The 15,263-nt window shown below is 67.7% G+C and carries 15 protein-coding genes; 10 read left to right on the plus strand and 5 right to left on the minus strand.

Annotated features, from left to right (window positions below; all coding sequences use genetic code 11):
• Positions 1-68 precede the first annotated feature (68 nt).
• Positions 69-1,199 (minus strand): non-hydrolyzing UDP-N-acetylglucosamine 2-epimerase, encoded by a 1,131-nt coding sequence (gene wecB / locus BACI71_RS16370; protein WP_159760423.1) that lies wholly within the window; start codon positions 1,197-1,199, stop codon positions 69-71.
• A gap of 83 nt (positions 1,200-1,282) precedes the next feature.
• Here wecB and gnd point away from each other — a divergent pair, with 83 nt between their 5' ends.
• Genes gnd through BACI71_RS16390 form a run of 4 tightly spaced genes read left to right on the plus strand, consistent with a single transcriptional unit; the run spans position 1,283 to position 4,140 of the window.
• Complete coding sequence (gnd, locus tag BACI71_RS16375; RefSeq protein WP_159760425.1) at positions 1,283-2,263, plus strand: phosphogluconate dehydrogenase (NAD(+)-dependent, decarboxylating); 981 nt, start codon at positions 1,283-1,285, stop codon at positions 2,261-2,263.
• Positions 2,263-3,069 carry a Cof-type HAD-IIB family hydrolase gene (locus BACI71_RS16380; protein ID WP_159760427.1) on the plus strand — a complete coding sequence of 269 codons (807 nt, stop codon included), beginning with the start codon at positions 2,263-2,265 and terminating at the stop codon, positions 3,067-3,069. The genes gnd and BACI71_RS16380 overlap by 1 nt, the downstream gene beginning before the upstream one ends.
• On the plus strand, positions 3,066-3,812 hold the full coding sequence (locus tag BACI71_RS16385; protein ID WP_159760429.1) for an HAD-IIB family hydrolase: 747 nt from the start codon (positions 3,066-3,068) through the stop codon (positions 3,810-3,812). The genes BACI71_RS16380 and BACI71_RS16385 overlap by 4 nt, the downstream gene beginning before the upstream one ends.
• Positions 3,813-3,816: 4 nt before the next feature.
• On the plus strand, positions 3,817-4,140 hold the full coding sequence (locus BACI71_RS16390) for a hypothetical protein (protein WP_236553026.1): 324 nt from the start codon (positions 3,817-3,819) through the stop codon (positions 4,138-4,140).
• 18 nt (positions 4,141-4,158) lie between these two features.
• Here the strand turns inward: BACI71_RS16390 and BACI71_RS16395 are convergent, their stop codons facing one another.
• A complete protein-coding gene (locus BACI71_RS16395) occupies positions 4,159-6,300 on the minus strand; it encodes a metallophosphoesterase family protein (protein ID WP_159760431.1) in 2,142 nt (713 codons plus the stop codon).
• A gap of 192 nt (positions 6,301-6,492) precedes the next feature.
• On the opposite strand from BACI71_RS16395, the gene BACI71_RS16400 reads away from it, so the two are divergent.
• The 6 genes from BACI71_RS16400 (at position 6,493) to BACI71_RS16425 (ending at position 13,445) form a co-directional block, all read left to right on the plus strand.
• Positions 6,493-6,759 carry a spike base protein, RCAP_Rcc01079 family gene (locus BACI71_RS16400; protein ID WP_159760433.1) on the plus strand — a complete coding sequence of 89 codons (267 nt, stop codon included), beginning with the start codon at positions 6,493-6,495 and terminating at the stop codon, positions 6,757-6,759.
• A gap of 1 nt (position 6,760) precedes the next feature.
• Entirely contained in the window at positions 6,761-7,867 is a 1,107-nt protein-coding gene (locus BACI71_RS16405; protein WP_159760435.1) for an SGNH/GDSL hydrolase family protein, read from the plus strand.
• Positions 7,868-8,007: 140 nt separating this feature from the next.
• Positions 8,008-9,633 (plus strand): FAD-dependent oxidoreductase, encoded by a 1,626-nt coding sequence (locus tag BACI71_RS16410; protein WP_159760437.1) that lies wholly within the window; start codon positions 8,008-8,010, stop codon positions 9,631-9,633.
• Positions 9,630-10,595 (plus strand): NAD-dependent epimerase/dehydratase family protein, encoded by a 966-nt coding sequence (locus BACI71_RS16415; protein WP_159760439.1) that lies wholly within the window; start codon positions 9,630-9,632, stop codon positions 10,593-10,595. The genes BACI71_RS16410 and BACI71_RS16415 overlap by 4 nt, the downstream gene beginning before the upstream one ends.
• Before the next feature lie 197 nt (positions 10,596-10,792).
• On the plus strand, positions 10,793-12,115 hold the full coding sequence (locus tag BACI71_RS16420) for a dicarboxylate/amino acid:cation symporter (RefSeq protein WP_201297398.1): 1,323 nt from the start codon (positions 10,793-10,795) through the stop codon (positions 12,113-12,115).
• Between the two features lie 361 nt (positions 12,116-12,476).
• The gene (locus tag BACI71_RS16425) at positions 12,477-13,445 is read left to right on the plus strand and encodes a hypothetical protein (RefSeq protein WP_159760443.1); all 969 of its coding nucleotides are present in this window, start codon (positions 12,477-12,479) and stop codon (positions 13,443-13,445) included.
• Between the two features lie 2 nt (positions 13,446-13,447).
• Here the strand turns inward: BACI71_RS16425 and BACI71_RS16430 are convergent, their stop codons facing one another.
• The 3 genes from BACI71_RS16430 to BACI71_RS16440 all read right to left on the minus strand — a co-directional run bounded on the left by BACI71_RS16430 (position 13,448) and on the right by BACI71_RS16440 (position 15,253).
• The gene (locus BACI71_RS16430) at positions 13,448-14,518 is read right to left on the minus strand and encodes a TrmH family RNA methyltransferase (RefSeq protein WP_159760445.1); all 1,071 of its coding nucleotides are present in this window, start codon (positions 14,516-14,518) and stop codon (positions 13,448-13,450) included.
• A 73-nt stretch (positions 14,519-14,591) separates the two neighbouring features.
• Positions 14,592-15,053 carry a transcriptional regulator NrdR gene (gene nrdR, locus BACI71_RS16435; protein WP_159760447.1) on the minus strand — a complete coding sequence of 154 codons (462 nt, stop codon included), beginning with the start codon at positions 15,051-15,053 and terminating at the stop codon, positions 14,592-14,594.
• An 8-nt stretch (positions 15,054-15,061) separates the two neighbouring features.
• Positions 15,062-15,253, minus strand: a complete 192-nt coding sequence (locus BACI71_RS16440) for a hypothetical protein (RefSeq protein ID WP_159760449.1) — start codon at positions 15,251-15,253, stop codon at positions 15,062-15,064.
• Between the last annotated feature and the right edge of the window lie 10 nt (positions 15,254-15,263).

The following is a 15,263-nucleotide window of genomic DNA, read 5'->3' on the forward strand; positions in this document are numbered from 1 at the left end:
GTTCATCGCAATTACCTGCGACGCCCCGCGCGCGGCGGCAAGCGCAGAAAAGCTTGGGGTGGCCAAGCTCATGTCGCCAGCGTCGCCGCGAGGATCGCCGCGATCCGCGCCGCGGCATGGCCGTCGCCGTAGCAATGCCGCACCGCCGCCATCGCGCCGAGCGCCACCGGATCGTCGAGCAAGCCGCCCGCCGCCGCGACGATCCGCGCCGGGTTGGTGCCGACGAGCCGCGCCGCGCCCGCCGCAACGCCTTCTGGCCGCTCGGTCACGTCGCGCAGCACCAGCACCGGTACGCCGAGCGCGGGCGCTTCCTCCTGCACCCCGCCGGAATCGGTCAGGATAAGCGTGCTCGCCGCCATCAATCGCACGAACGCCGGATAGTCGAGCGGCGGTAGCAGCGCGACGCGCGCGCACGCGCCCAGCCGATGCGCCAGCGGCCCCGCGACCACCGGGTTTGGGTGCAGCGGCACGACGATGCCGACATCCGCGCGCCTCGCCAGCCGTGCGATCGCCTCGGCGATCCCCGCGAGCACCGCGCCATGGTTCTCGCGGCGATGGACGGTGACGGTCACGATTTGCCGTCCCGCGAACCGCGTGAGCAGCGGCGCGATCGCGTCCGCCAGCGCCGGCTCGACCGCGATACGCGCCTGTATGATCCGCAACGCGTCGGCGACGGTGTTCCCGGTCAGATGGATCGCCCCCGCCGGCACGTTCTCCGCCCGCAGCGCCGCCACCGCCGCGTCGCCCGGCGCGAAGTGGAGATCGGCCAGCACCCCCGCCACGCGCCGGCTGCCTTCCTCCGGCCACGGGGCGGACAGGTTGCCGCTGCGCAGGCCGGCCTCGACATGCGCGACCGGGATCCCGCGCAGGTGTGCCGCGAGCGTGGTGGCGAGCGTCGTCAATGTATCGCCATGCACCACCACCCGCGCCGGACGCTCGCGCTCGAGCGCGCCGCCGATGGCGACCAGCATCGCCGCCAGTTGCGCATCCAGCGTCGCCCCCGCACCCATCAGCGCCAGATCCACGTCGGCGACGATCCCGAACGTGCGCGACACCTGTTCCAGCAGCGCCCGATGTTGCCCCGTCACCAGCACGCGCGTGTCGATCTGCGGATAATGCCGCAGCGCTTCGACCACCGGCGCCATCTTGATCGCCTCCGGTCGTGTCCCGAAGACGACGAGCAGGCGGGGCCGATGCAACGGGCGAACACTCCCGGGGGTTGTTGCGCCTGCGGAACCTGACGCATGGTCGGGTGATTAAGCGGCCAGCGAGGGAGTTTGCAATGCGACTGGTGATGATCGGCCTCGGCCGGATGGGCGGCAACATGGCGCGTCGCCTGATGCGGGCCGGGCACGAGATCGTTGCGTTCGATCGTGACGCACAAGCGGTTGAAAAGCTTGTTTCGGAAGGCGCGATCGCCGCCAGTTCGGTGGACGATGCGCGCGCCAGGGCGGGCAGCCCGGCGATCTGGTGGGTGATGCTCCCCCACGGTGAGATCACCGACGGGATGGTCGACCAGATCGCCGCCGGCGGCAGTGCGGGCGACGTCGTGATCGACGGCGGTAACAGCTTCTACAAGGACGATATTCGCCGCGCCAAGGCGCTCGCCGAGAAGGGCATCCACTATGTCGACGTCGGCACCTCGGGCGGCGTCTGGGGGCTGGAGCGCGGCTATTGCATGATGATCGGCGGTCCCAAGGACGTCGTCCAGGATCTTGACCCGATTTTCGCTGCCCTCGCTCCGGGAATGGGCACCATCCCCCGTACTGTCGGTCGTCAGGACGGCACCGACCCCCGCGCCGAGAACGGCTACATTCACGCTGGCCCAGCCGGCGCGGGCCATTTCGTGAAAATGGTTCACAACGGCATCGAATACGGGCTGATGCAGGCCTATGCCGAGGGTTTCGACATCCTGAAGGGCAAGGCGTCGGAAAAACTGCCCGAGGATCAACGCTATGACATCGACCTTGCCGATGTCGCCGAGGTGTGGCGGCGCGGCAGTGTGATTTCGTCGTGGCTGCTGGATCTCACCGCCGACGCGCTCACCGCGGACGGCAAGTTGGAGAAGTTCAGCGGCAACGTCGCCGATTCGGGCGAGGGCCAGTGGACGATCGAGGCGGCGATGGAGGAAGCGGTCCCCGCTCATGTCCTGACCACCGCCTTGTTCGCCCGCTATCGCAGCCGCGTCGAACATACCTTTGGCGAGAAGGTGTTGTCGGCGATGCGCTTCGGCTTCGGCGGCCATGTCGAGATGCCGCAATAATGGCGATCCGCCTGCTGGTGTCGGATCTCGACGGCACATTGGTCGACAAGGACAAGAACCTCGCCCCCGCCACGATCGCCGCCGTCAACCGGCTGCGTGCGGCGGGACTCGGGTTCACGGTCATCAGCGCACGGCCAATGTCGGGGATCCGCCCGCTTCTCGAGCCACTCGGGCTCGACGGCGATGTCGCGGCGTTCAACGGCGGGATCGTCTTCCGTCGCGACGGCACGATCGTCAGCCACGTAACAATTCCGGCAGACATCGCGCGCGGTGTCATCGGCATGGCCAATGGCGTCGACACCTGGGTCTTCGCCGACGACCAATGGTATGCGAGCAACGGCGACGGCCCGCATACGCAAAGCGAGCGCCGCAGCAGTGCGCAGGAGCCGGTGGTGGTCGCCTCCTTCGACGATCTGCTCGATCATGCCGACAAGATCACCTTCGTCAGCGACGACGCGGCCGCGCTCCACGCGCTCTACGAACGCGTCCACGCCCGCTATGGCAACGACGCAACGGTCGCGCAGTCGCAGACCTATTATCTCGACGTCACCGCGCTCGCCGCGAACAAGGGCGATGGCATCGCCGCGCTCGCGAAGGCGCTGGACGTCGACCTCGCCGACACGGCCGCGATCGGCGATCAGGCCAACGACCTGCCGATGCTGGCGCGCGCCGGCCTGTCGATCGCGATGGGCAATGCGCCCGACGCGGTAAAGGCGAAGGCGCACGCCACCACTCGCGCCAATGACGAAGATGGCGTAGCGCACGCCATCGACACGATGATCCTGCGCACCGGAGATACCGAATGAAGAAGCTCGTCGCCTTCGACCTCGACGGCACGCTCGCGCTGAGCAAGCAACCGCTGAAGGACGATATGGGCGAGACTTTGGCCGATCTGCTGACGGTCGCTGATGTCGCGGTGATCTCGGGCGGTGATTGGCCGCAGTTCGAAAAGCAGGTCGCCAGCCGTCTGCCCGAACGCGCCGACCGTTCGCGGCTGTGGCTGATGCCGACCACCGGCACCAAGCTCTACGTCCACAAGGACGGTGCGTGGCAAACGGTGTATGCCGAGCTGTTCGACGACGCCGAGAAGCAGAAGATCATCCAGGCGTTCGGTGAGTCGCTCGAGGCGACCGGCTTCGTCCCCGAGCAGACGTGGGGCGAGCGAATCGAGGATCGCGGCAGCCAGATCACCTTCTCCGCACTCGGCCAGGAAGCACCGATCGAGGCCAAGGAACATTGGGACCCCGACTTCGCCAAGCGCAAGGTGATCCAGGCCGATCTTCGCCAGCGGCTGCCGGGGCTCGCGATCAACATGGGCGGCGCGACCTCGATCGACATCACGCGCGAGGGGGTCGACAAGGGCTATGGCCTGCGCCGGCTCGCCAAGGAGAGCGGGTTCGACCTGTCGGACATGCTGTTCATCGGCGACGCGATCTTCCCGGGCGGCAACGATTATCCCGCGCACGAGGCCGGGGTAGATTGCGTTCGCGTCCGCGATCCGCAGGAAACCATCAGCGTCGTGACCGCGATCGTCGCCTGCCAGAAGTAAATCGGTGATCGACGTACCGGGGCTGTACGCCCGCTTCATCAACTGGATTGGCGACGGCACCGGTACCACCGACACGGTCCTGCACATCCACGCCGGGATGGCGGTGCTGATGATCGCGCGGATCGTCACGCGCCGTTCGCTCGGCACGTTCATCCCGCTGTCGGTGGTGGTGGCTGCCGAGCTGGCGAACGAGGTGCTCGACCGGCTCCACTACCATAGCTGGCGATGGTGGGACACGATCCCCGACGTCATCAACACGCTGTTCTGGCCGACCGTGATCTGCCTTGCGGTCCGGCTCCGCCCCATGCGCCCGATCCGGCGGCGCTGACGGCGCCCGTACAGCCGCCTACCGCGACGTCAGCAGCTTGATCGGCCCGCCGTCGAAGCGCGCCGCGCTCAGCACACCGGTCGCATAGGCACCGCTGTCGAGACAGATCCGCCCCGGTGCGCCATAGGCCTGGTCCTGCGGCGTATGGCCATGAACGATCAGCAGATCGCTGTCGACCGGCGTGCCGAGGAACTCCTCGCGGATATAGAGGATGTCCTTCATCCGCTGCTTCTCCAGCGGCACGCCGGGGCGCAGCCCGGCATGGACGAAGATCAGTCTGCCCTGCACGATATAATGGTCGAGCCCGCGCAGCCATGTATCGTGCGCCGCCGGCACCACCGCGCGCAGTTGCTCGCGGGTGACGTCCCAGCCCTCGGGCGTTTCTGGCGTCGCTACGCCATAGGAAGCGAGCGTCGTCGCGCCACCATACCGGCCCCAGCTCTGCCCGCTGCTGCGCGCATCAAGGAACGCGACCATCGCATCCTCGTGGTTGCCCAGCACCGCGCGCCACTCGATCGCGTCGTCCTCGCGCAGCGCCAGGATACGATCAATCAACTGCGCCGACGCCGGACCACGATCGATATAGTCGCCGAGCAGCACCACCATCGGCTTGCCCTCGTACCCGCCCGGGTGCGTCGCGATATCGTCACGGATTCGCGCGATCAGCTTGTCGAACAGGTCGACGCGGCCGTGCAGGTCGCCGATCGCATAGATCAGCCGCCCGCCGGTATCGGGTGTTCCCAGCAGCCGCACCAGTGCCGCCCCGCTCACATCGCCGGCCGGGACCGGCTCGGGCAGCGGCGCCGCGCTCCGCCGCGAGGAGGGCGCTCTGGTGACCCCGGTCTCGGGAGCCGGTACCTGGGACGGACGCGCTTCCTTCTCGCGCCGGCGCGCGATGCCGTCAGGCGCGATCCTCAGCAGCGTGCCGAACATGACCAGCGACAGGACGTTGTGCGCGGTCAGCAACGTACCCTCGAACGAGAACCACACGATCAGCACGAACGCGAAGGCGCGCTGCGGCGCGTTGCGGAACAGGCAGTAAATCACCCAGCCGTAGAACAGGATCGCGCTGACGAGCCCGTATTCGATCGCCACCTTGACGAACGGCCACCAGATGAAGCTGCCGCCCTTTTCGATCTGTCCGGCGCCGATACCCGCGATCAGGCCGCGCGGGTCCTGCAGGAACTCCAGCAGTCGCTCCAGCGGCAGGATGAAACGCATGTTCGCGCTGGTGCCGTTGTGCTTGTATTCGTCCATCCGCGTACTGACGATGTCGAACCACCCCAGCCGGAATGCGATCAGGCCCACGACGAGCAGGATGCCCAGCATCACGATCGCGTTGCGCATCCGCATCCGGCCCAGCAGCACCGGCAGCGTGAGCGCCATCAGCAACGCGCCGGTGCCTGCCATGGTCATCAGCAGCCCGCTCGCCAGCACGATCAGCCGGATCGGGCGGCGGAACAGCGTCAGCTCGACCGCCAACGCCACCGCGATGAACTGCGACAGCAACGACACTTCGAGGAAGGTCACCGCATTGGGCTTCATGTAGCGCGAGCCGTAGATGATCGGCTGGATGTACACGTAGTCCGGGATCAGCCACGCCGCGGGCAGCAACTGGTTCAGGTTCGGCCAGGCGCGCCATGATATCGTCAGCTGGATCAGGTGCTGCGCGAGCGTCACGCCGACATAAACGAGCATCAGCGAGACGAACAGGTTCATGCAGCGCCGGTAATTGGCGGCGCTCGTCTCATAGTAGATCATGAAGGGCGCATAGAGCGCCGCGAACAGCATCAGGCTCGACGCGCTGTAGCGCGGCGCGAGAAAGAAGGTCGAAAAGGACGCGACGAGAAAGGCGAGGAAGAACCCGCCGATCCGTACCGGATCGAACTTGGGACGGATCAGGATCGGTCCCAGCGCGATCGCCGCCACGAACAGCGGCAGTACCAGCGGCACGAACCCGCCGGCCTTCAAGGGCCAGGCGATCTTCTGCAGCACGATGTTGCCGACCAGTCCGATCGCGAAGACCGCCAGCACCACCTTGTCCTGGGACGACGGCGGTGCGGCGGGCGCCTCGTCCGGCGTACGACGTTCGGCGGGGTCGCGCACGGAGCGCTCCGCCCCCTCGAACGGAGCGGCGTCGAGCGTCAGCGATCGGGCCATCGTGTCACGCAATCCCTGGTCATGGCGCAGCGGCGACGCGCGGCGCGCCCCGTCAATCGCAGGAACGCTAGTCCGTAAGCGCCACGCCGCCAACCCAAAAGGGACGGGCGACCGGCACAGGACGGGACGGGGCTGTCCTACATGCCGGCAAAGAACATAAAGGGAACCCTCTCGACCATGGAGGACGATGACATGCCCGACAAGTTCCAGAACCATGCCGACAGCGCCAGCGCGCCGGCCACAGCACCCTATGCGGTCCAGCCCGACGACCTGACGCCGCTGCCCACAATACCGCGCGGCATCTATGTCGGCGGCGGCGGCACGATCGTGCTGCGCGGCGTCGAGGGGAGCGAGGACGTCGCCTATCGCAACCTGCCCGATGCAAGCTATGTGGCGGTGCGCGCGCTCTATGTCCGCGCGACCGGCACCACCGCGACCAACCTGATCGCGGAGGCCTGACATGACGCGTAGTTCGGGATCGATCGGGGGCGGGGTGACCGCGGCGGCGCTGGCACGGGTCGGCGCCCCCGTACCGGTGGTGGAGACGGCCTCGCCGACCGCGCTGCTCGGCTGGGCGGCGGCGCGCGGCCGGCTGCGCAGCGGCCTCGCCGACAGCGCGCGGATCGCGTTCGTCGGCGACAGCAAGACCGTGGGTGCGGGCGCCGGCAGCGGCACCAGCTTCACGGTCGGCGCCTTCGCGCGCTCGCGACCGGCCCGCGTCGCCGCGTTGTTGGCGACGGGTGGGCTGGCGCCGCGCAGCGACGGCTTTTTCGGCTGCGCCGGGCTCGCCAGCATCGCCGACGTGCTCGCCTATGATCCGCGGCGCAGCGGCTTTTCCGGCTGGGGCGGCGGCGGCAATTCGCTGGGTGGCGCGATGATGAGCGCAGGCACCGCCAACGCCGGACAGTTCCAGCCGGGCAGCGCAATCGACCGTTGCTCGGTGTTTATCCGAAACGGCAGCGATCGGCCGCCCTTTACCCTGACCAAGGGAACCGAGAGCGTCACGCTGACTCCGTCTGGCCCGAGCGGCGGCTTCGCCCGGCTGGAAGCGACCTTCGCGACCCGCGACGCCGCCCCCGTTTCGATCGCTCGCGGGGGTAGCAGCGGTACGCTGCAGCTCGCCGGGCTGATCGCATGGGACAGCACGCGCCCCGGGGTCGAGATCGCCAATTTCGGCGTCTACGGCGTCACATCGGCCTATCAGGCGGACATGGCCGGCGCCTGGTCGCCGGCCGCGGCGCTGGCGACCTATGCCCCCCATCTGACCGTCGTGAACCTTGGCACCAACGACATCGCGCAAGGGCAGCCGCTGGCGACATGGCTCGCCAATCTGCGCACGATCGTCCAGCAGGCGCGGCTGAGCGGCAGCGTCATCCTGACGTGGCCGGCGGTGGCCGGCGTCAGTCCGGCAGGCGGCAGCGACGCGAATCGCAGCCAGTGGCGCAGCGCGCTGCGCTCCTTCGCGTTCGACAACGGCTGCCTGTTCATCGACGAGGAGGCGCTGCTCGGCGGCACAGGCCGGCGCCGCTTTCTCCGACAGCCTTCACGAAACCGCCTGGGCGTATGACGTACAGGCGGCGGCGATCGCGCGCGCAATCCTGTAACCACCCAAAATGACACGGCTCCGCCGCCGGTAGGCGGAGCCGCAATGCTTGCTCCCGCGCCGCACCATGCTACGCCCTCCCGGCACAGCCCGGAGGAGACAAAGTGCGCGCCGATGCCAGCGAACTGACCGCCCCACCCGCCCCGGCCGATGTTTGCATCGTCGGCTCCGGTGCTGCCGGGCTCACGCTCGCGGCGCGCTGTGCCGCGCTGGGGCTGGAGGTGCTGGTGCTCGAAGCTGGCGGTGCCGACGTCGACCCGGCGGTGCAGGACGCTTATGCCGGGCAGGTCGCCGATCCGCGCGTCCACTGGCCGCTCGACACGTATCGCGTCCGCGCGCTGGGCGGCACCACCGCCTTGTGGGGCGGCCGTTCGATCCCCTTCGATCCGATCGACTTCGAGCCGCGTCCGTGGGTCGCGCATTCGGGCTGGCCGATCGGCTATGACGAGGTTGCGCGTTACTACCCCGCCGCGATGGAGGCGGCGGAGGCAGGCGCGTTCGACCACACGCCGTCTGCGCCGATCGTTCCCGGCCTCGACGGCGAATGGCTCCACACCACGATCGAGCGCTTCAGCCGTCCGACCAATTTCTGGACGCGCTACGGCCCGCAACTGACCGCCGCCGCGAACGTCCGGGTTCTCACCCATGCGCCGGTCACCGCGATCCGGCTTGCCGCCGACGGCAACAGCGTCGACCATCTGGAGATCCGCGCGCCGGACGGCACCAGTTGGCCGGTGCGCGCGAAGAATTACGTGCTGGCGGCGGGCGGGCTGGAGACCGCGCGGCTGCTGCTCGCCTCCGACGACGTGCGCCCCGATGGCCCGGGCAACGCCGGTGGCTGGCTGGGTCGCGGCTATATGTGCCACCTGGCCGCCACCTTTGGCATGGCGCATTTCACCGGCGATCCCAAAAAGATCGGCTTCGATTACGAGCGCGATGCCGAAGGGATCTACATCCGCCGCCGGCTCGCCCCCACGCCCGAGGCGCAGCGCGCGCGGCAATTGCTCAACAGCACGGTGCGGCTGCATATCCGTGACGCCAACGATCCCGCGCATGGTGACCCGGTGCTGTCACTGATGTTCCTCGCCGCCTTTGCGGTGAAGTACGAATACAGCCGCGCCGCGCGTGAGGCGGACCGCTCGTTCGGGCCCTATCTGCGCCACGTCGGCAACATCGCCCGCCATCCGGTGCAATTGTTCAACTTCGTCCGCACCTGGGGGGTGAAGCGCTATCTGGCGTCGCGCCGCATCCCCTCAATTGCGCTGCCGTCGCGCGACAATCGCTACCCGTTCGAGTTGGTCAGCGAGCAATCGCCCAATTGGGACAGCCGGGTCGCGCTGTCGTCGGAGCGCGATGCTTTGGGGATGCGTCGTCTCCAGGTTGACTGGCGGGTCGCCGCCGCCGACTTCGATTCGGCGCGCGCAACTTACCGGCTGATCCGTGACGAGCTGGTGCGCACCGGCACCGGTACGCTCGATTATGACGAGGCGGGGCTTGAGGACGCGCTGCTCGACTCGGCCGCTTACGGCGGGCATCACAGCGGGACGACACGGATGGCGGATCGCGAGCGCGACGGCGTCGTCGATCGCAACTGCCGGGTGCACGGGGTCGCCGGCCTCTATGTCGCGAGTGCGTCGGTCACACCGACATCCAGCCAGGCCAATCCCACGCTGACCGCGATCGCGCTGGCGTTGCGGCTGGCGGATCATCTCAAGGAGCGACACGCATGACGGGGACGGTGCTGGTGACGGGGGCGGGCGGCTTCGTCGGGCAGCGCGTCGTGGCGGCGCTGGCGGCGGCAGGCGTCCCGGTCAACGCCGGCTATCGCCGCCCGCCGCCCGGCGGTACCGCGCTCAACGTGCTGGAACCCAAGGCACTCGCGGTCGCGATGCCCGGCATCGAAACCGTGGTCCACACCGCGGTCGGCGGCGCGCGCGACACGCGCGTCATCGTCGATGGCACGCGCAACACGCTGGCCGCCGCGCGCGCCGCCGGGGTCAAGCGCTTCATCCAGCTGAGCTCGGTTGCGGTCTATGGCGCGGCCACCGGCACGATCGACGAGGACGCGCCGACCGACCACCCGCACGGCGCGTACGGCGCGGCGAAGGTCGCCGCCGAGGTGGCCTGCCAGCAGGCGGGCGACGCATTGGTCGTCGCGATCCTGCGCCCGACGCTGATCTACGGCCCGCGCAGCGCGGCCTGGACAACCGCCTATCTCGACCGCCTGCATGACGGCTGGCCGGTGCTTGGCGAGGCGGGGCGCGGCGATGCCAATCTCGTCCATGTCGACGATCTCGCCGGCTTCATTACGCACCTCGCGACCAGCGCGACGCCGATCACCGGCACCTTCAACGTCAACGGCGCCGATATCCCGACGTGGCACACCTATCTGGAAGCGCTTCGCGACGCAGTGCAGGCGCCGGCCGGCACCGGTGCGCTGCCGGGTTCAGCGACGCTCACGGCGCGCAAGCTCGCCAAGGCGGCGAGCGCCGCCGCCAGCCGCGCCGGCGTCTCGCTGGGCGCGCTGGAGCGGTTCGTCGCACGCACACCCTCGCATGACGAGGTCGCACGATTCCGCACGCCGGTACGCTATACGATCGAGCGTATGCTCGCGACCGGCTACGCGCCGCGTATTACGGTCGCGGAAGGGATCGCCGACATTGCTGGGTGGGAGCGTGCCGGCCGGCCGTGATCGTGCGGATTATGGCACGCATGGCGAGGATGCCGGGCGGGTATCCGCACAACTCTCCAGGCATCGCTCGCCAGTTGGCATCATTCTTGTGTCTTTACCGATACTTAGCGGGGCCAAAGAGCTCGCTTCGTCACCGGAGCGATCCGCGTTAACCTCTGTCGCAGGATGTCCGCTGAACGCGGATGCGAGGAGAGGTTATGCACAGCACCGTCATTCCGCCCGAAGCCGAGGGCCCGCGGCGCCTTCACCACCACCTTTACGTACAGGTTCTGATCGCGATCGTGGCCGGCGCGATCGTCGGACACTTCTACCCGCAGCTTGGCGCGGCGCTGAAGCCGCTCGGCGACGGGTTCATCAAGCTGGTCAAGATGGTGATCGCCCCCGTGATCTTCCTGACTCTGGTCAGCGGAATCGCCGGGCTCAGCGAGCTGCGCGCCGTCGGGCGCGTCGCTGGCAAGGCATTCGGCTATTTCCTGTTCTTCTCCACGCTCGCGCTGATCGTCGGGATGATCGTCGCCAATGTCATCCAGCCGGGGGCAGGGATGAACATCAATCCCGCCACGCTCGATACCGGCGCGGTCGCCGATTATGCCGCCAAGGCGCATGATACGACGCTGACCGGTTTCCTGCTCAACATCATCCCGGACACGCTGATCTCCGCCCTGACGCAGGGCAATATCCTGCAGGTGCTGTTGGTAGCGATCCTGTTCGGCGTCGCGATCAGTCTCGTCGGGGCTCCCGCTGCGCCGATCCTCGACCTGATCGAGCGGCTCAACATCGTCGTGTTCCGCGTCGTCGCGATCCTGATGCGTGTCGCGCCGCTCGGTGCGTTCGGCGCGATCGCCTTCACCGTCGGCAAATACGGCGTCGGCAGCCTCGTCAATCTCGGCGGCCTCGTCGCGACCTTCTACCTGACCTCGGCGCTGTTCGTCTTCGGCATCCTCGGCATCGTCGCGCGGCTGCACGGGTTCTCGATCCTCCGCCTGATCGCCTATCTCAAGGGCGAGTTGCTGCTGGTGCTCGGCACGTCCTCGTCGGAGCCGGCGCTGCCCGGGCTGCTGACCAAGCTGGAGGCCGCCGGTTGCGACCGGGGCGTCGTCGGGCTGGTCGTTCCGACCGGCTATTCCTTCAACCTCGACGGCACCAACATCTATATGACCCTGGCGGCATTGTTCATCGCGCAGGCCTGCAACGTCGATCTGTCGATCGGCCAGCAATTGCTGCTGCTCGGCGTCGCGATGCTATCGTCGAAGGGCGCAGCGGGGGTGACCGGCGCGGGGTTCATCACGCTGGCCGCGACGCTGTCGATCGTTCCGACGGTGCCGGTCGCGGGCATGGCGCTGATCCTGGGCGTCGACCGCTTCATGAGCGAGTGTCGCAGCCTGACCAACTTCGTCGGCAACGCCGTTGCCGCGATCGTCGTCGCGCGCTGGGAAGGCAAGCTTGACCGCCCGGCGCTCGATGCGGCGCTTGCCGGCCGTCCGATCGCGACGACGACAATCCCCCAAGCCACAGAGTAATTCAGATTATCCGGGACGGCGCTTCCCTCCGCCGTTCCGGCATGGTACCGGTAACCTGACCTTTTCCGTATACTTTCGACTATTTTTCCGGGAGTTAGCCGGTAAGTCTTTGCACGCCCACGAACGTCCTGTTGCCGTTTTGTTTAAGTTATCACGGAGCGTTGGCGCACCATTAACCAGCCTCACGTGCTAAAAGATAAAACATCGACGTAGTAACAAGATCTTGATCGAGGCAGGGACATCTATTCTTGCGCCTGCCGTCCGGTTTTGTACAACCTCATTACCGGGAGTAATCCTGTCACGATCGGATTAACTGCTCTTGGGACATCGCACGGACGCGTTGCGGAGCGCTAGAAGGGGGATGGACAGCGTGCCTAATTATGCGCTCGCACTGCAACATGCTGTTCCGGCAGCCGATAATTACGCGCCTGCGCGACAGGAGGGGGCAATACCGCCGATGGCGGCACTGCTCGCAGAATTCCATAGCAGCATGAGCATAACCGGACTGCGCTACTTCAAGGGCAATATGGACCGCTTCCTGGTCTTCGGCCTGTTGCTGCGCACCAGCCTGTCACAACCCGATCGTCGCGGCACGATCTCGGTTCACTCGGCTGCCATGTCGCTTGGCCGTCCCTTCGAGACCGTGCGCCGTCACATCTGTGCGCTGCTCGACCGGCGCGTGTGCCAGCGCACCCGCACCGGCGTAATGCTGTCCGACGCCTTCTGGGAGCGCGCCGACAATTGGCAGCAACTGCGGTACGCGCACGATTGCTTCGTGCGGCTCATCGCGGACTCGGTGGCCAAGGGTACGATCCCCATCGGCAATCCGCCGGCCGCCCGCCACCCGCGACTCGCGCTGACCGATGGGGTATGCGCCGCGATCGATCTCTTCCTCGCGCTGGTCGATGCCAACCGCTCGCTCTGCACCGAACCACTCGATCTGGCGGTCTTCTCGGTCGTGCTCCACGCCAACCACCAGGCACTCGTCGCCGACCGGGCGCTGGGCGGTTTCGGCGGGGCGACGCCGCTGCTGCCGCGCCATGCCGTGCGCGTCGCGCAGGTCGCACGCGCGCTTTCCACCCCCGACACCACGGTAAGGCGCCGCATCGCGCCGCGCAGCACCGAGGGCGGCCCTTACCGCCGCACCACCAACGGGCTGCTGGTCTCCCCCGACTGCCTGCGCCACTGCGGCCAGACGAGTGAGGAGAACAATGCCAAGCACGGCTCGATCCGCCTGATCATCCAGCGCGCGGTTGCGGCAGGCCTGTCGCTGCGCGATCCGGCGCATTCGTATTGCGATGGCCGGCCTCCCTCGCCGCAGATCGACTGACGTCAGCCGCCGCGCGGCCGCTTGGGCACCAGCGAGGACAGGATCCCGCGCACGGTCCGCACCTCCTGGCTCGACCAGCCGGGCTTGGTCAGCAGCGTCCGCAGCATCCGCCGCGTCGCCGGAGTGCGATCGGGCGGGAAGAAATAACCGCCTTCGTCGAGCAGCGTATCGAGCTGCGCGATCATCCCGTCCAGTTCGACCTGCGGCGCGGGCGGATCGGCGTCGACCGCGGGGGGGCTCGCCAGCACCTGCCCCTTCGACCATTCATAGGCGACCAGGATCACCGCCTGCGCCAGATTGAGGCTGCCGAATGCCGGGTTGATCGGAACGGTGATGATCGTCCGCGCCACTGCGACGTCGTCGGTTTCCAGCCCCGATCGCTCGGGACCAAACAGGATCGCCGACCGCTGCGATCCGGCATGGATCGTCTCCGCCGCCGCCGCTGGAGTCATGACCGGCTTGGTCACGCCGCGCTTGCGGACGGTCGTGGCATAGACATGCGCGCAATCGGCGACGGCCTCGGCGACGCTGTCGAACACCTGCGCGCGCTCGAGCACGATGTCCGCGCCCGACGCCGCCGGCGCGGCCTGCGGATTCGGCCAGCCATCACGCGGCGCGACCAGCCGCAGCTCGACCAGCCCGAAATTGAGCATGGCCCGCGCCGCCTTGCCGATATTCTCGCCCAATTGCGGGCGGACGAGCACGATGACGGGGGGCGGGGCAGAGGGCTGGCTCCCGCTCCTCGATTCGTCCTGCGGGGCGGGGGAGCCAGCGTCGAGCGCAGCCGAGACGCGCGGTCGAGAACGCGCCGCGACGCTGACAGACCGCCAATTACCCGCAAACAGCGCCTCTTTCTTCGCGCGCGACCAGTCCTTTACCTGCCGCTCCCGCTCCAGCGCGTCGATGCGCGTCGGGAAATCCTGCGCCCACATCAGTTCCACAGGCCGGCGATCATGCGTGTACCCCGGCAACGCCCCCGCTTGGTGCTGAGCGACCCGCCGCTCGAGATCATCGGTATGGCCGGTATAATAGCTGCCGTCGGCGCAGCGCAGGATATAGACGTAAAAGCTCATCGGACCGCTATGTTCTCGACGGGCGCATCTCGGCAAGCTCGATGCTGCCCGAACCGAACGGGTGAGGGCAGCGTCACCCCCGCCCCGCTTCCTCCACGCTTCCCGCGAATTCCTCGAAATCACGCGCCTCGCTGAAGTCGCGATAGACGCTGGCGAACCGGATATAGGCGACTGAATCGAGGCCCTTGAGCCCGTCCATTACCATCTCGCCGATCCGCTTGGCCGTCACTTCCGGTTCGCCGCTGGTCTCCAGCTGCCGCTGGATGCCGCTGACCAGCTTCTCCAGCCGCACCGGCTCGACCGGTCGCTTCCGCGCCGCGATCGAGATCGAACGCAGCAATTTCTCGCGATCGAACGGCTCACGCCGCGATTCGCTCTTTACCACCGTCAGATCACGCAACTGGATGCGCTCGAAGGTGGTGAAGCGCGCCGCACAGCCCTCGCACTGCCGCCGCCGCCGGATCGCCGCCCCATCATCCGTGGGGCGGCTGTCCTTCACCTGGCTCGCGTCATGACCACAAAAAGGGCAGCGCATTCAGCGGGTCACTTGTTCTTGGTGCCCTTGTGATAGGCCCAGGCCGCGCCCGCGATCGCGCCGAAGATCGGCCCGACGACCGGCAACGGAATGGCGACGACCGCGCCCAGCGCGCTCCACTTCGCCATGCTCTTGCCCAGGCCCGGCGTGTTCTTCACCGTGCCGCGCACTTCATTCACCTTGTTGTCGAAATCGGCCACCGCTGTTTCT

The sequence above is a fragment of the Sphingomonas sp. 8AM genome, assembly GCF_902506455.1.
Lineage (GTDB): Bacteria > Pseudomonadota > Alphaproteobacteria > Sphingomonadales > Sphingomonadaceae > Sphingomonas.

Excerpts from the sequence above, each read along its gene's own strand:
- gnd (WP_159760425.1), top strand. The coding sequence starts at position 1,283 with ATGCGACTGGTGATGATCGGCCTCGGCCGGATGGGCGGCAACATGGCG.
- BACI71_RS16380 (WP_159760427.1), top strand. The coding sequence starts at position 2,263 with ATGGCGATCCGCCTGCTGGTGTCGGATCTCGACGGCACATTGGTCGAC.
- BACI71_RS16385 (WP_159760429.1), top strand. The coding sequence starts at position 3,066 with ATGAAGAAGCTCGTCGCCTTCGACCTCGACGGCACGCTCGCGCTGAGC.
- BACI71_RS16395 (WP_159760431.1), bottom strand. The coding sequence starts at position 6,300 with ATGGCCCGATCGCTGACGCTCGACGCCGCTCCGTTCGAGGGGGCGGAG.
- BACI71_RS16400 (WP_159760433.1), top strand. The coding sequence starts at position 6,493 with ATGCCCGACAAGTTCCAGAACCATGCCGACAGCGCCAGCGCGCCGGCC.
- BACI71_RS16405 (WP_159760435.1), top strand. The coding sequence starts at position 6,761 with ATGACGCGTAGTTCGGGATCGATCGGGGGCGGGGTGACCGCGGCGGCG.
- BACI71_RS16415 (WP_159760439.1), top strand. The coding sequence starts at position 9,630 with ATGACGGGGACGGTGCTGGTGACGGGGGCGGGCGGCTTCGTCGGGCAG.
- BACI71_RS16420 (WP_201297398.1), top strand. The coding sequence starts at position 10,793 with ATGCACAGCACCGTCATTCCGCCCGAAGCCGAGGGCCCGCGGCGCCTT.
- BACI71_RS16425 (WP_159760443.1), top strand. The coding sequence starts at position 12,477 with ATGGACAGCGTGCCTAATTATGCGCTCGCACTGCAACATGCTGTTCCG.
- BACI71_RS16430 (WP_159760445.1), bottom strand. The coding sequence starts at position 14,518 with ATGAGCTTTTACGTCTATATCCTGCGCTGCGCCGACGGCAGCTATTAT.
- nrdR (WP_159760447.1), bottom strand. The coding sequence starts at position 15,053 with ATGCGCTGCCCTTTTTGTGGTCATGACGCGAGCCAGGTGAAGGACAGC.